Below are 14,328 nucleotides of genomic sequence, written 5' to 3' on the forward strand. Positions count from 1 at the left end.
TTGGTCAGCTGATTCAAACTGCTAGGCCTGCATGCTTATTCGGTTTAACGAATAAAAAAGTAATGGGTGAACACCAATGGTGTCTCACCATACGGGCATAAACAGAAACATAACCCAAGCCTAAGGTAACGAATACCAGAGCTGATAGATGTACAGAGGTAAAGGTCAAACTCGCCAGCGCGATGGAAGTAAGAGTCATAGCGCCGACCAATGCACCTGTGATTGAATTTCTGACTGCATTGGAATATTCGCCAAACCAACGCGCTACATAGCGACGCTTGACCAGGCTATGAAAGTGCAGCCTGTCAGGCATGCCCGGGTGGTCTTTACGCACCTTACGGCGGTAAATACTAAATAACACCTCGGTAACCGGATGAACACACACCACAAGTGCCGCAAATGCAGACACTGACTGGTTGCGCGCCAAGAGCATGACTGCTACCCAAGCCAACGCAAAGCCAATAAAATACGAACCGCCATCGCCCAAGAAAATCTTGCCAAAGGGCCAATTGACCCAAAAGAAACCCCATACACAAGCGGCCAGCACAAGAGACGCGTTGGCAAGGGTGTAGTCGCCCACCTGCCATGCAATGAGTGCATAGCCCACAAACGCCAAGGTAGCCATGGTGCTGGCTAAGCCATTGAAACCATCGATGATGTTGACGGCGTTGGCCACGCCGCCCACAGCAAAGGCGGTGAAGATGACGGATACCAACGTAAAGCTCAAAAGCCAGTCCACCCCCCAAATGTCTACACGGGTGAGGGAGTATTCGGTAATCCACCAAGCCAACAAGCCCGAAGCCATAGTCGCCAGCAAGCGCTGCATAACGCCGACACATTTGGTCAAGTCTTCAGCAACGCCAAACAAAAACGCGGGCATGCCTGCTAACAAAATAGGTAAAAGTAAATCTTTCAAATCCTGCTGCGCCACTGACCAAGCCACGACAAGCCCCAACACGATGGGTATGCCTCCGATGCGAGGCGTTGGCGCTGTGTGAAACTTTTGAATGCCATCTGTGAAATCCATGGTCAACGCACCATGCCAGCGCTTGGTGACGACCAACAACACGCACAGTGCAAAGCAACTAAAAAAGCCCCACGCAGCAGCAGCAGAAATGCTGATAACGGTCAACGCTTGAAACTCCATGCTTTTTGCAGCAATGACATTTGCGAACTGCCTTGATCTGACTCAACGGCATTGCGCATGGCACGGCGAATAAAGGCCAGCAGCACCCCTAAAAACAAGCCACCAAAGGCAGCAACCAAAACAATCATGGAGCGTTTGGGCTTGGCCTTACGCTCTGGCGCAGTGGCCACATCTAACTGCTGCAACAGGGGCCCTTCTTTGGCCTCGTCCACGCGGGCTAACTCGTACTGCTTGATGAGCACTTCCAGCATGGCCTCTTGCACTTTGACATCGCGATACGACTTTACGGCCTGCTGTTGCAAAGGTGTTGAGGTCTCAACCACACCACTACCCTGCTCTAGCTTTGCCAACTGACCGCGCAAAGCAGACAGCTCGCTGCCCAAGCGCTGCACATCGGGGTTTTGCGCAGTGGCAAAGCGGCTCATGGCACTCATTTGCACTTCGCGTGCCGCTATTTGGCCGCGCAACTCCGCACTGGCACGCACACCAGTTTCAGCCAAAACAGCTGTAACTTGCATGCCCGACTGAGCTTTGGCTTGCCTGAAGCTTTGCTCAGCCTCTGCCAACTCTACCTGCACTTTCTTGATTTGCTGCTCGTAGAACATGCGACGCTGTTGGGCATCTGTAACAGCCAAACGACCTAGTAACACGCGTAACTCGTCGACATGCAAGTTGGCTAGCTGCGCAGCAAAGACAGGGTCTTTGTCGTCGGCTTCGATAGTAATCAAACCAGACTTTTTGTCTGGAGAAATTCGAATATTTGTTTTAAGCTCTTTACGCGTATCAACTAACGTCTTTTCGTCGTACCGTTCTTGTAATTTAAGCTTTCCAATAATAGTATTTTGCAGGCCTTCGCTTTGCATAAAGGCCACATACATTTCGTCAGGGCTTTTGATGCCAGCAGCCCCCCCTGCCAAACCAGCCAAAGCACCCAAGCTAGCCAGTGCAGATGCAGCGCCACTTTGCTGCTGCTGGGGCGGCATCATCACCGTTTTGGCGGTATAGATATTGGGCAGTAGCAAGGCCACAACCACGGCCACCGCAGTGAACAAACCCGTTACTTTGAGGATGGTTGCCTTCTCTTCACCCAAGGCAATGGCCAAATCAATCAGGCTAATTTCGTCATCTTCAGGCAAAGTGTTTTGGGCAGTTGTTTGCTCGGTCATGCTCGTGCCCATCAGTTACGCAAGGTTTTGTAGGCTGCGGCACCCAAGCCCAGCTGGTACAAAATTTGGGTGATGTCTTTGGTGTTGCGAATGACAGCACTCCAAGTGGCTTCGCGGTCTAGCTTTTCAGGCATGACGATAGTGTCGCCAGGCATGACCTTGGTGCTGAGCACGGGGTTGCCCCACGTGCCGGTGGACGTGACGGCAGAGCCATCGGCACGAATCAAGATAACGCCATCACGGTCGGCGCTTTGGCTGACGCCTGCCACTTTGAGGTATTGCTCCACCGATTGGTCGGCTTTATAGAGTAAGGCCGACTCGGTGTTGACCGAGCCAAACACATACACAAAGTCTGGGCGGCTGGGCACTACAAAACGGTCGCCGTTTTGCAGCCGCAGGTCGGGCAGTTTGTTGACGTAATTGAACATGTCGGCTGGCATGTCCATGGCAATGCGGCCTTCGGGCTTGAGGCTGCGCACACGGTCAATCGACTGGCGCTGCGCTTGCTGCGCAGCCAAGATGCGGGCTTGGGCCAATGAGGCGTCGGTGCTGGCACCCATGCTTTGGCTGATTTGCGCCACGCTGGCACTGGACTCTGCCTCAAGGCGGCGAATGAGTTTTTCTAGGTTTTCAGTTTGGCTTTTGCGCACGTCTTCGCGGTAGAACGAGGCGCCAAACAAATAGGCATCGTGCGTGAGGCCACCGGCACGTTGCAGCACGGTGGTTAAGGTTTCGCCGGGCTTGACTTGATACACACCGGGGCTGGCCACTTCGCCTTCAATGCGCACCATGGCGCGGCGCTTGGCCATGGGCACACGCATGTCGTTGACCGAGAAGACGGTGACCACGTCACCCGGCTGCAGCACTTGGTTGTCTGGGTCTTTGGCGTTGGCCAAGACGCGGCCTAAGTTGAAGGGCACCAAGCTGACGCTCATGTCTTGGCGGTTGAGGCGTTCGATGAGGGCGTATTCCCAATTGATTTCGTCGTATGAATTACCGATGGATTCAGACAAACTCAGGGCAGAAGACCCCAGCCTTTGTTGAGAAAATAACCTGGCTTGACGGGCATCTCGCAACTCACGCGTGTTCTTAGAAGCAGCTGTGTTACCAGACTGCGTAGCCGAGATCACCCCCTCACGAGACTGACGATCAATTTGAGCCTCCAGCTGCGGGTCAGCCAACAAGTCATCCGGAATCATTTCGCGCTCACGCAAAGCACGCTCGCGCTGATTGCCATCAAACAGCGCTTCGTTTTGGCGACGAATAGAGTCGCGGCTGATGAGGGCTTCTTTGTTGGGAATGAGATCGGTCACACGCATGCCTTCGCGCCATGGCAAGCGGGTGGCTTGAGCCACGTTACCGCGCAAGGTGACTGCGTTGGCCATTTCGGGGTTGATGGCTTGCACGGTGAGCAAGTCGCCGTTTTTGAGCGCGGTTTTGAGGCCTGCGGCGTCGAGCGCAAAGCCTTCGACGCTGCGGGGCTGATTGAGGTTAGCGTTGATGCGCTCTAGGGTGACGCGACGGGGGTCAGCCACCACGGGCACGCCACCGGCGACGCTGAGCAACTGCTCTAAGGTCTCGGACGTGCTTTTGAGCTCGTACACCGCAGGGTTGTTGACCTTGCCCACCATGGCGATGTGGCCTGCGGCGGGGGGAATGAAGATGACGTCGCCATCAATCAGCTTGGCGTCTGCGCCATTGCTGCCTTGTGACAAGAAGCTGTAGAGGTCGAGCTCGGTCACCACTTGGCCGGCGCGCTTGAGCTGCACACGGCGCATAGAGCCATTGGCGTTGGGGCCGCCTGTGGCGAACAAACCGCTGGCCAAGGTGGACACGCTGCTGAGGGTGTAGCTGCCTGGGCGGCGGGCTTGGCCCACCACATACACAGTGATGGAGCGCAGGCTGCCTAGGCTGACGCTGAGTTGAAAGTCTTTGTAGTACTTGCCCACAGCGTTGTGCAGCACGCCTTCGGCTTGGCCGGCTTTGACGCCCGCCAATTGCACGGCACCCACGCGTGGCAGGGTGACCATGCCGTTGCGATCGATGGTGGTGCGCACGTCGATGTCAATCGAGCCCCAGCCACGGATGATGACTTGGTCGCCCGGGCCCAATGGGTAGTCAGACGTGACGGGCGCATTGTCGATAGGCGCGAAGGGGTTGCCGCCTGGGCGTTGGCTGCTTTGCACGTTGTCAAAGAAGCTTTGGCCGTAGAGGGGCAGTTTGAAACCGGTGGTTTCTAAGACGAATTTTTGGAAGTCGTTGGGCTTGAGGGGGTCAACCAGTTGCTGGTTATAGCCGCCTTGCAAGGTTTGTGCACCTTGTGCGCCCAAAGCTGGGGTACCAAAGGGGCTGGTGGGGTCGACCGCACGGATAGAGGGCACACCACCTGCCGACATGGCGCCAAGGCCTGCGCCGCCTGCTGCCGCACCTGCTGTGAAACCTTGGGGTTGACCCGTAGGCGCTTGCATGTTTTGCGCGTGGGCTGAAACCACAAAAAGCGACAGCACCATGGCTACCGCAGCACTTGAACCAAGCGCAAACTTCAATTGAGGCATTGAAAACATCTTTCGGTAAAAACAAAACACCTCGGCAATGCGCTGAGGTGTTGGCTAGTTTTTATTTTGACTAGCTATTGTATGTAGGAAAGGTGACGATTTTGTGACTTGTCATGTCATTCAGCAAAATAACGAGTATTAAATAATTCATTTTTTACGTAGTATTGTCAGGGGGTGGACGGGTTGCTATTTGAGGTTGACCCAAACGCCGCGCCCTTTGCTGTGTGGGTTTAGATGCTGTTGCAACCATTTCTACACCCATTCTTTGTCAAGAATGTCATCGCAAGCCCTTGACGCCATGCACGCCTTACTTCATAGTAAGGAAAAAGGAGAAATGCCATGTCAACAGCAACGCTCACGTCCAAAGGGCAGATCACGATACCGGTGGAAGTGCGTCACGCGCTCAAGGTGGATGCCGGGGATCGGGTCGAGTTTGTACAAATCGCACCCGATCGCTACGAGTTCGTCGCGGCCACGCGTGAGGTGACGGCACTGAAGGGTATGTTTGGAGCGGCCAAGAAGCAGGTCTCGGTAGAAGCCATGAATGAGGCCATTGCAAAACGCGGCGCGGCAGCACGATGATTGGCCTCGATACAAATGTGATGGTGCGCTACATCATGCAAGACGATGTCAAGCAATCGGCCAAGGCCACCGCGTTGATTGAGTCGTTGACCAGCGACAACGTGGGCTACATCACCATGGTTTCTGTGGTGGAGTTGTATTGGGTGCTGACGTCAAGCTATGGACTGACGGGCCAACAAGTCGCGCAAGCCCTAGAGGCCATGTTGTGCACCAAGCAACTCATGGTCGAGCGCGCCGATCAAGTGATGCGCGCACTGCGCGTTTTTGGCGATGGCAAGGCCGACCTCGCAGACTGCCTGATTGAACGCGCCGCTGCCAGCGCAGGCTGTGTGCAGACGATGACGTTTGATGTAGGGGCTTCTAAATATGCGGGGATGAGGTTGTTGGTGTGATCTGCTGGATGCAATCGCGGATTCAATTGACAACTCTATTTACATGTCAGCGCAGCGGGTCATCAAGCAACCCAAGCTCTTTAGCTTTCAAGTCGATGCAGCTCACAACCTTGAAAAGCATGGGTGTTGCGTTACGCGCATTCATGAGTGAGTAAAGCAGCGTCACAACAAAACCCCTGTGCGGTTGGCAATTTGAAAAATGGGGGCATCAGGGGTGTTGGGGTCTTTGAGCAACACATCGATTTTTCGATCGCCCAGTTGCATGACCAAAGCGGCGTAGAGGCGGCAGATGGTGGAGGCGCGACTTTGCTGCTTTGTGTCGGTTTCAAAGAGCAAATCGATGTCGCCGCCTCTGCGATCATCCAAGACCTGAGAGCCAAAAAGCCGTACCCGAGCATCGTCACCCAGCTCGCGTTGGGCGACTTGGCGAATGGCTTGAACTTGTTCAGGGGTGAGGCGCATGCTGAAAATCTTACAGCATGGACTTCTAGGGTGCAGCGCCTTATGCCACCACCGAGCCAAACCGCCGCTCACGCCCTTCAAACCATGCCAAGGCTTTGTCAAACTCGGCGGCATCGAAGTCGGGCCACAGGGTGTCGGTGAAATAGAACTCAGCATAGGCCAATTGCCACAGCATGAAGTTGCTGACGCGCGATTCGCCGCCGGTGCGGATGAGTAGGTCGGGCTCGGGCTGACCGGCGGTGCTGAGGTAGTCGTTGAGTTGCTCGGGCGCGAGGTCAGCCACGGTGGACGTGGGGTTGGCTACTTGCCAAGCTTGCACGGCTTGCAAAATGTCCCAGCGGCCGCCGTAGTTGGCCGCCACATTGAGGATGAGTCGGGTGTTGCTGGCGGTGCTGGCGGTGGCTTTGTGAATGCTGTCTTGCAGGGCTTGCGGGAAGCGCGAGGTGTCGCCGATGATGTTGAGGCGCACGCCTTCGGCTTGCATGTTTTTGATTTCTTTCTCAAGGTACTGAATGAACAGGCCCATGAGGGTGGACACCTCGTCCTCGGGGCGGCTCCAGTTTTCGGTGCTGAAGGCGAACAGGGTGAGGTGAGGTATGCCTTTGTGCAAGCAAGCCTTGACCAAGTCAGGCACCAAGCTCGCACCTTTGACGTGGCCGACGGTGCGCGGCATGAAGCGTTTTTTAGCCCAACGCCCATTGCCATCCATGATGATGGCGATGTGTGCGGGACTTGTAATACTTTTGTTCATGACTCTATTTTATGGAGTGAATCCAGAGCCATGCGCAATTTTTGGGGTTGACCGAGCAAATCGACCAAAACCATGGCGCATTGGTCGCCATCGTGGTCTTGAAGGTGCGCTTGGTACGTGCCTTGCAAGCCTTTGAGCGGACCGTCGGTGATTTGTACGGCGTCGCCCACGCCAAAGAGGCGAGCGATTTCGGCGGCGGGGGCTTGGCGCAAAAAGTCGATCAGACTTTGTGGGGCTTTGGCGGGCAGGTTGCCAAAGCTCACCAGTTTACTGACGCCCAAGGTGGAGCGGATGGGCGCCCAGTTTTGGTTGACGTCGTTCAAGCGAATGAACAGGTAGCGGCTGAACATGGGCACAACCAAGGTTTGCACACGTTGACGCACGCGCTTTTCGACCTCCATGGTCGGCAAGAAGCACTCGAAGCCTTGGTTTTGTAGGTTTTCTAAGGCACGCGTCTCGTTGCGAGGCTTGGTGTGAATGACGTACCAAGCGCTGCTGGCCGTCACGGTGTCTGTCGATGGCGATGTTGTCTCTGGGCTCATACGTTGTCAAAAATCTCAGAGACGTATCGTAAGCGCAAGTTGACGCGTTGCACGCGGGGGTTTAGACGGATTGTTTGATGCTTACCGCTGTTGATTTTGCCAAGCAATGACAGCTTTGGCGAATTCAGTGAAGTCACCTAAATGATCTTTGATGATGCTGTGAACGATGTGCCAATTGATCGCGTCGTAGTTGTGAACGGCGATATTCCTGAAACCCACAGATTTTTTCAACCTTGCGGCCAGGTCATGTGACACGACTTTGTTTTGCGCCAGCACATCGAATGTTTCGCCCATGGTTTCGGGTGAATGGAAGTCGCTGACAGAGACGATGTGCCCACCAATGTCAACGGTCAATTGCACGGCACGGCTGAGGTTAAGTGAGACGATGTCTTGTAAATCAAAGTCGGAGGTCAACAAAGAAACGTCAGCTGGAAATTTGGCTTTGATGCGCGACAAACAACGGAATAAAGACTCCAGCTTTTGGTCAATCACTTGCCGATCCATGCCATGCGCCTTTCTTGAAGAATTCTGTTTTTTATGGGCATAAAGTCGGCCTGCGCAATGAGATGTCGGTAGAGCAAACGCGCAAAGGACTCATCGCTTCCGATGATGCGACGGCCGTGGCGCAAGACCTGCCCAAGCAGGGGTTCGGGGGCGGGATAGAGATCGACCAAGTCAACAGGTCGGCCAAACTTTTCTGCCAAGGCTTCGATGATGGCGATTTTTTCATCCACGCTAATTGGGCGTGCGCAAACAATGCCCAGATCTAAATCGCTGTCTGGACGAGCTCGGCCGCTGGCGACAGAGCCAAACAAGATCGCCAATTGAACAACAGGGAACCGCGACAACACGTCGCGAAGTTGATCGTCCACGGGGCTAGCGATTGACGTTGAAGGTTGAACCATGCGAATGAGCTTAACCCAATTGCCAGTGCAAGCACTGCGCGTTAAAGTGCCCTCTTCTGCAACGTCTTTGAAAGCGCCTCATGTCTAAAAAAAATCCGTTTGATCCCGCCGCGATGTCTGACAACGTGAAAGAGCAAGCGCAGCAAATTTGGTTGGCAGGCTTGGGCGCGTTTTCGAAGGCGCAACAGGAAGGCACCAAGGCATTTGAAAAGCTGGTGAGCGACGGCATCACGATGCAGCGCAAGGTGCACACCACCGCTGAAGAAAAGCTGGCCGAAGCGACGCAAAAAGTGACGGAAGCGGCGCAGACGCTGAACGAACGCGCGACAGGTCAATGGGGCAAGTTAGAAAACATTTTTGAAGACCGCGTGGCCAAGGCGCTGCAAGGACTTGGCGTGCCATCGGCACAAGAGTTGAAGGCGCTGCATGAGCGTGTGGCGGCGCTGGAGGCGCAATTGGGTCAAGCGGCCCAGCCTGTGGCCGTCAAACCTACGGCGGCCAAAAAGACGACAGCTGCACCGAAAGCGGCGGCAAAGCCTGCTGTAAAGCCAGCAACGAAGGCAGCTACCAAAGTGCCCGCTAAATCGACGGCGAAAACGGCAGTCAAAACGGCGGCTAAGGCGCCCGCCAAGTCTGTCAAACCTGCCAAACCTGCCAAAAATTAATTGGGATCTGACCCCAATTAAATGAACAAATTCGATTCATATGGCTAAAAAAGCACCGCGCCGCACGGCTGAGCGGATTTTGGAGACGACGCTAGAGCTGTTCAACCGCTTTGGCGAGCCAAACGTGTCAACGACGCTAATTTCGGCTGAGCTGAACATCAGCCCTGGCAATTTGTATTACCACTACCCCGCCAAAGAGGAGTTGGTGACGGCGCTGTTCAACCGCTATGAAACAGCGCTGCACGAACTGCTGGGCGCGGCGCCTGGTGTGCACGATGTGGAGGACGCTTGGTTTTTCATGCACAGCTTGTTTGAGTTGGTGTGGGAGTACCGGTTTTTGTACCGCGATTTGAACCATTTGCTGAGCAACAACCGGCGGCTAGAAACCCACGTGAAAGATGCGCTGCTGCACAAGAACACGGCGTTTCGTACTTTGTTGGACAACCTCGCGCACGAAGGCGCTTTGCAGGTCACGGTGTCGGAGCGCGAGGCCACAGCGACGCACATGGTGGTGATGTTGACGTGGTGGCTGAGTTACGAGTACGTGCGCGATCCGCGTCACGCGCTAGAGCCTGAGAGTGCGCAAAAGTCGCTGTTGCGCGGGGCCAAGCATGTGCTGAGTTTGGTGCTGCCGTTTGCGGTGGACGAGCACAAGGGGCACTTGGGCGATTTGCTGAACGCCTATTAACGCAACCAAGCCTCGACCAGCTTGACCCACACCGTGCCGCCCAAAGGAATGAGGGCGTCGTTGAAGTCGTAGCTGGGGTTGTGCAAGGTGCATGGGCCTTCGCCGTGGCCGTGCGTGCGATGGGCGCCCTCCCCGTTGCCGATGAACGCATAGGCGCCGGGCACGGCTTGCAACATGTACGAGAAGTCTTCAGCGCCCATGGTGGGCTCTTGCGGCACCACGTTGGCGCCGCCCACGATGCTGGCCATGACCTGGTGGGCAAACTCGGTCTCGGCAGCGTGGTTGACGGTGGGCGGGTAATTGCGCTCAAACTCAAACGTGCAAGTGGCACCAAAGGCCGCGCAGGTGTGGTGCGCAATATCGCGCATGCGTTGCTCAATGAGGTCGAGCACCTCCAAGCTGAAGGTGCGCACGGTGCCTTGCATTTCGCAGTGGTCGGGCACGACGTTGGTGGCTTCACCGGTGTGGATCATGGTGACCGAAATGACGCCCGCATCGACCGGCTTTTTGTTGCGCGAAATAATGGTTTGAAACGCTTGCACCATTTGGCAGGCGATCGGCACAGGGTCGATGCCGTTGTGGGGCAACGCAGCGTGGCAGCCTTTGCCGTGGATGGTGATTTTGAACTCGTTGCTCGACGCCATGACAGGGCCCGCGCTCAAGGCGAATTGCCCTTCGGCCAAGCCCGGCCAGTTGTGCATGCCGTAGACGGCTTGCATGGGGAACAGCTCAAACAGGCCGTCACGCATCATCTCGCGGGCACCACCGCCGCCTTCTTCTGCGGGCTGAAAAATGAAGTAGACCGTGCCGTCAAATTGCTTGTGCTGCGACAGATGCTGGGCCGCAGCCAAGAGCATGGCCACATGCCCATCGTGGCCGCAGGCGTGCATCTTGCCGGGGTGTTTGCTGCTGTGGTCGAACTTGTTGAACTCTTGAACGGGCAGCGCATCCATATCGGCGCGCAGGCCAATGGCGCGGTCGCTGGTGCCATTTTTTAAGATGCCCACCACGCCCGTCTTGCCTAGTCCACGGTGAATGGGTATGCCCCATTCGGTGAGCTTTTGCGCCACCACATCGGCGGTGCGAAACTCTTCAAAACTAAGCTCGGGGTGCGCGTGAATATCGCGGCGAACTGCCGCGATGCCCGGCGCTTGGGCCATGAGTTCGGCTAAGACTTTGGGATTCAGAGGCAAGTTCATCGTGTCAGTTTATAGCAGCCGCAAAGGGCGCGCTTGGCCTAAGGGGACACCCTAAGCGGGTGCACCAGCGCCTTATTGCTTGTCGATCTTGGCTTTGATGATCACGTCATGCCAGCGTCGAATGTCGGCGGCCAGCAACTCGGCGGCTTGCTCAGGCGTGGAGCCTTGGGCGTTGAGGTTGACGTCGCTCAAACGCTTTTTGACGTCGGGCATGTCCATGATGGTTTGAATTTCGCGGCTCAAGCGCAACACCACGTCACGCGGTGTCTGTGCGGGCACGGCCAAACCGTTCCACGACGAGGCTTGGAACTTGTCCAAGCTGCCACCGGCTTCGCGCACGGTCGGCACGTCTGGCATGCTGGCGGCGCGCTTGTCACCCAGCAAAGCCAAAGGGCGCACGGCGTTGGATTTGATTTGCGGCATCAAGGGCCCGACGATTTCAACCATCGCATCCAAGCTACCGCCGCGCAAGGCGTTGATGACGGGCGGCGTGCCATTGAACGGAACAATTTGCGCCGACAGACCCGAAGCGCTCAAGAACAACTCTGCGGCCAAGTTTTGGGTGGTGCCAATTTGGGGCGTGCCGATGTTGAGCTTGCCAGGGTTGGCGCGACCGTAGGCCAGCAACTCGGCAAAGGTTTTGAAGCGGCCACCTTCGGCCGAGGCGATGACCAAGTCAAACGTGGCCAGTTTGGAGACGGGCGTGAAGTCTTTGACCGTGTCAAACGGCAAAGTTTTGAAGAGCGACGCGCTGACGGCCGTGCCGCTGGAGATCAACAACATCGTGTGGCCATCGGGCTCAGCACGGGCCACTATTTCGCCTGCGACGATGCCGCCTGCGCTGGGTTTGTTCTCGATCACCACCGATTGACCCAAGGCCTCGGACAGTTTTTGCCCGACCGTGCGCGCCGTGATGTCGGCCGCGCCGCCGGCCGCATTGGGCACCACGATTTTGAGGGTTTTGGAAGGGAATGCCGGGGTTTGGGCCAGGCTGCTGAAGCTGGCGACCAGGGCCAGGCTGACGACGCAGAGCGACTTGATGAATGGCGAGAGGTTTGAATTTTTCATAGGTGCACTTTAATGAGGAATGAAATTTGAAGCAACGTGTGCGGGATATCAGGCGACCCAAACGGTGCCCAAGCGCGATTGCGCGATTTCTAGCAAACCGTCAAAGATCAAGGTGTCCACCAGTTCAAACTGCACCGACATGCTGGGCGCCATCTTCCAACCCGCGCCGCCGGTCATCAGGCACATGGGCTCTTCGCCGCAGTGTTGGCGCACATGCTGAACCATGCGTTCGACCGCGCCAGCAATGGCAAAAGTGCCACCGCTGGTGAGGGCATCGCTGGTGTTGGTGGGGAATTCGCAGACGTCACCGGTGGGCACACGCAAGCCTGCGGTGCCTGACTCCAAGGCGCGCAACATGATGCCGTGGCCAGGCAAGATCAAGCCGCCCAAAAACTTGCCGCTGGCGTCAATGGCTTCCACGGTCACCGCCGTACCCACCATGACCACCACCATGGGTTTGGGCGCACCGCCGCAGCTCGCCAGCATGCGCGCGTGTGCACCGATCATGGCAACCCAACGGTCAGCACCCAAGCGCGTGGGGTGGTCGTAGCCGTTGGTCATGCCGGCTTCTGCGGCAGAGGACACGGCCCAATGCGGGGCGAAGTCCCACATTTCCATTTGTTCTTCGACGCGGCGGCGAATGGCCTCGCCGGCCACGATGCAGCCCAACATGTGGGTGGGCTCGGGCAGATCGCGCCAATCTTCATCTGCCAAACGGTCAATATTCTCTAGAAACACAGCGCCACTGCCCAACAACTTGGCGCCGGGTGCCGGGCTGTCGTACACGCCCCATTTAAGACGGGTGTTGCCCACATCGAGTGCAAGAAATGTCATAGGTGCGTGAATGTGTAGCCCGCAATGCCCAACGCGTTGCTACGCATGTTTTTATTCAAATGAAATGGTGGACAAGTATAGAAGCCGCTCGTCTCCAGAGAGACAAACAGACAGGCATTTGAAGAACCACTAGGGGAAACCCTTGAAAAAAATCTAACAAGGCAGATCAAAATCAGCACCCCAATTCATGTCTTTGTCAAAAACCTAGGAGACTTCTCTGATGTCAGAAATCAAAAAAACCACGGCTCGCCGTAACGTACTCAAAGGCGCTGCTGCCGCTGCCGCTGGCGTGGCTGCTGCACCGATGGTCGCCGCCCAAACCGGCCCCATCAGCATGCGCTGGCAGAGCACTTGGCCCGCCAAGGACATCTTCCATGAGTACGCCCTTGACTACGCGAAAAAAGTCAACGACATGACCGGTGGCGATTTGAAGATTGAAGTGTTGCCTGCAGGTTCTGTGGTGCCAGCCTTTGGTTTGCTCGAAGCTGTGTCTAAGGGCACCTTGGACGGCGGTCACGGCGTGTTGGGCTACCACTACGGCAAGCAAAACGCTTTGGCGCTGTGGAACTCAGGCCCAGCCTTCGGCATGGACGCCAACATGGTGTTGGCATGGCACAAGTACGGCGGCGGCGCTGAGTTGTTGGCCAAGTTGTACGCCTCCATCGGCGGCAACGTGCAGTCATTCTTGTACGGCCCCATGAGCACCCAACCTTTGGGCTGGTTCAAAAAGCCAATCACCAAAACAGCTGACTTCAAGGGCTTGAAGTTCCGCACTAACGGTTTGGCCATTGACTTGTTCACAGCCATGGGTGCTGCCGTGAACGCATTGCCAGGCGGCGAAATCGTGCCAGCGATGGACCGCGGTTTGCTGGACGGTGCTGAGTTCAACAACGCCACGTCTGACCGTGTCTTGGGCTTCCCAGACGTGTCTAAGGTGTGCATGTTGCAAAGCTACCACCAAAGCGCTGAGACCTTCGAGATCATGTTCAACAAGAACAAGTACGACGCACTGCCCGCCAAGATGAAGGCTGTGATTGCCGGCGCGACTGAGGCAGCTTCTGCCGACATGTCTTGGAAAGCGGTTGACCGTTACTCTCAAGACTACGCTGAGTTGCAAACCAAAGACAAGGTCAAGTTCTACAAAACGCCTGACTCCATTTTGCAAGACCAGTTGAAAATTTGGTCTGAAATCTTGGAGAAGAAGTCTGCTGAGAACCCATTGTTCAAAGAGATCGTGGCTTCGCAAAAGGCGTTTGCAACGCGCGCTGTGAAGTGGGATCAGGACACCAACATCAGCCGTCGCATGGCGGTCAACCACTTCTTCGGTGCGAAGAAAGCTTAAGCTAAAATTTTAGGCTGTTAGACCACGGGA

16 protein-coding genes are annotated in these 14,328 nt (G+C 56.0%); 5 read left to right on the forward strand and 11 right to left on the reverse strand.

What is annotated here, in order from left to right:
• Positions 1-13: 13 nt before the first annotated feature.
• From B9Z42_RS12630 to B9Z42_RS12640, 3 genes are read right to left on the reverse strand one after another with little or no spacing between them, the layout of a single operon-like run.
• Positions 14-1,132, reverse strand: coding sequence for a glycosyltransferase (locus B9Z42_RS12630; RefSeq protein WP_158235961.1), 1,119 nt, complete (start codon positions 1,130-1,132; stop codon positions 14-16).
• Positions 1,129-2,313 carry a GNVR domain-containing protein gene (locus B9Z42_RS12635; protein WP_158235962.1) on the reverse strand — a complete coding sequence of 395 codons (1,185 nt, stop codon included), beginning with the start codon at positions 2,311-2,313 and terminating at the stop codon, positions 1,129-1,131. Before B9Z42_RS12635 ends, B9Z42_RS12630 begins: the two co-directional genes overlap by 4 nt.
• Before the next feature lie 11 nt (positions 2,314-2,324).
• Entirely contained in the window at positions 2,325-4,868 is a 2,544-nt protein-coding gene (locus B9Z42_RS12640; protein WP_233203644.1) for an SLBB domain-containing protein, read from the reverse strand.
• Positions 4,869-5,207: 339 nt separating this feature from the next.
• Between B9Z42_RS12640 and B9Z42_RS12645 the strand changes: the two genes are divergently transcribed.
• Together B9Z42_RS12645 and B9Z42_RS12650 are read left to right on the forward strand one after the other, a co-directional pair.
• Complete coding sequence (locus B9Z42_RS12645; protein ID WP_100133766.1) at positions 5,208-5,450, forward strand: AbrB/MazE/SpoVT family DNA-binding domain-containing protein; 243 nt, start codon at positions 5,208-5,210, stop codon at positions 5,448-5,450.
• Complete coding sequence (locus B9Z42_RS12650; protein WP_100133767.1) at positions 5,447-5,842, forward strand: PIN domain-containing protein; 396 nt, start codon at positions 5,447-5,449, stop codon at positions 5,840-5,842. The genes B9Z42_RS12645 and B9Z42_RS12650 overlap by 4 nt, the downstream gene beginning before the upstream one ends.
• A gap of 162 nt (positions 5,843-6,004) precedes the next feature.
• Here B9Z42_RS12650 and B9Z42_RS12655 read toward each other — a convergent pair whose 3' ends face one another.
• The 5 genes from B9Z42_RS12655 to B9Z42_RS12675 all read right to left on the reverse strand — a co-directional run bounded on the left by B9Z42_RS12655 (position 6,005) and on the right by B9Z42_RS12675 (position 8,469).
• The gene (locus B9Z42_RS12655) at positions 6,005-6,304 is read right to left on the reverse strand and encodes a nucleotidyltransferase domain-containing protein (RefSeq protein WP_100133768.1); all 300 of its coding nucleotides are present in this window, start codon (positions 6,302-6,304) and stop codon (positions 6,005-6,007) included.
• Between the two features lie 40 nt (positions 6,305-6,344).
• The gene (uppS, locus tag B9Z42_RS12660) at positions 6,345-7,055 is read right to left on the reverse strand and encodes a polyprenyl diphosphate synthase (RefSeq protein WP_100133769.1); all 711 of its coding nucleotides are present in this window, start codon (positions 7,053-7,055) and stop codon (positions 6,345-6,347) included.
• On the reverse strand, positions 7,052-7,597 hold the full coding sequence (locus B9Z42_RS12665; RefSeq protein WP_100133770.1) for a transcriptional activator RfaH: 546 nt from the start codon (positions 7,595-7,597) through the stop codon (positions 7,052-7,054). The genes uppS and B9Z42_RS12665 overlap by 4 nt, the downstream gene beginning before the upstream one ends.
• A gap of 81 nt (positions 7,598-7,678) precedes the next feature.
• A complete protein-coding gene (locus tag B9Z42_RS12670; RefSeq protein ID WP_100133771.1) occupies positions 7,679-8,101 on the reverse strand; it encodes a DUF86 domain-containing protein in 423 nt (140 codons plus the stop codon).
• The gene (locus B9Z42_RS12675; RefSeq protein WP_233203645.1) at positions 8,086-8,469 is read right to left on the reverse strand and encodes a nucleotidyltransferase domain-containing protein; all 384 of its coding nucleotides are present in this window, start codon (positions 8,467-8,469) and stop codon (positions 8,086-8,088) included. Before B9Z42_RS12675 ends, B9Z42_RS12670 begins: the two co-directional genes overlap by 16 nt.
• A gap of 113 nt (positions 8,470-8,582) precedes the next feature.
• Here B9Z42_RS12675 and B9Z42_RS12680 point away from each other — a divergent pair, with 113 nt between their 5' ends.
• Positions 8,583-9,167 carry a phasin family protein gene (locus B9Z42_RS12680; protein WP_100133773.1) on the forward strand — a complete coding sequence of 195 codons (585 nt, stop codon included), beginning with the start codon at positions 8,583-8,585 and terminating at the stop codon, positions 9,165-9,167.
• Positions 9,168-9,207: 40 nt separating this feature from the next.
• Positions 9,208-9,855, forward strand: a complete 648-nt coding sequence (locus B9Z42_RS12685; protein WP_100133774.1) for a TetR/AcrR family transcriptional regulator — start codon at positions 9,208-9,210, stop codon at positions 9,853-9,855.
• Here the strand turns inward: B9Z42_RS12685 and B9Z42_RS12690 are convergent.
• The 3 genes from B9Z42_RS12690 to B9Z42_RS12700 form a co-directional block, all read right to left on the reverse strand.
• The gene (locus B9Z42_RS12690) at positions 9,852-11,054 is read right to left on the reverse strand and encodes a M20 aminoacylase family protein (protein ID WP_100133775.1); all 1,203 of its coding nucleotides are present in this window, start codon (positions 11,052-11,054) and stop codon (positions 9,852-9,854) included. The two genes, B9Z42_RS12685 and B9Z42_RS12690, sit on opposite strands and share 4 nt — an antisense overlap.
• Positions 11,055-11,126: 72 nt before the next feature.
• The gene (locus tag B9Z42_RS12695) at positions 11,127-12,122 is read right to left on the reverse strand and encodes a tripartite tricarboxylate transporter substrate binding protein (RefSeq protein WP_100133776.1); all 996 of its coding nucleotides are present in this window, start codon (positions 12,120-12,122) and stop codon (positions 11,127-11,129) included.
• A 48-nt stretch (positions 12,123-12,170) separates the two neighbouring features.
• Positions 12,171-12,956: a type III pantothenate kinase gene (locus B9Z42_RS12700; RefSeq protein ID WP_100133777.1), complete on the reverse strand. Its 786-nt coding sequence runs from the start codon at positions 12,954-12,956 to the stop codon at positions 12,171-12,173.
• A 220-nt stretch (positions 12,957-13,176) separates the two neighbouring features.
• Here B9Z42_RS12700 and B9Z42_RS12705 point away from each other — a divergent pair, with 220 nt between their 5' ends.
• Entirely contained in the window at positions 13,177-14,298 is a 1,122-nt protein-coding gene (locus tag B9Z42_RS12705; RefSeq protein ID WP_100133778.1) for a TRAP transporter substrate-binding protein, read from the forward strand.
• The last annotated feature ends 30 nt before the right edge of the window (positions 14,299-14,328 follow it).

Source organism: Limnohabitans sp. B9-3, from assembly GCF_002778325.1.
Taxonomy (GTDB): domain Bacteria; phylum Pseudomonadota; class Gammaproteobacteria; order Burkholderiales; family Burkholderiaceae_C; genus Limnohabitans; species Limnohabitans kasalickyi.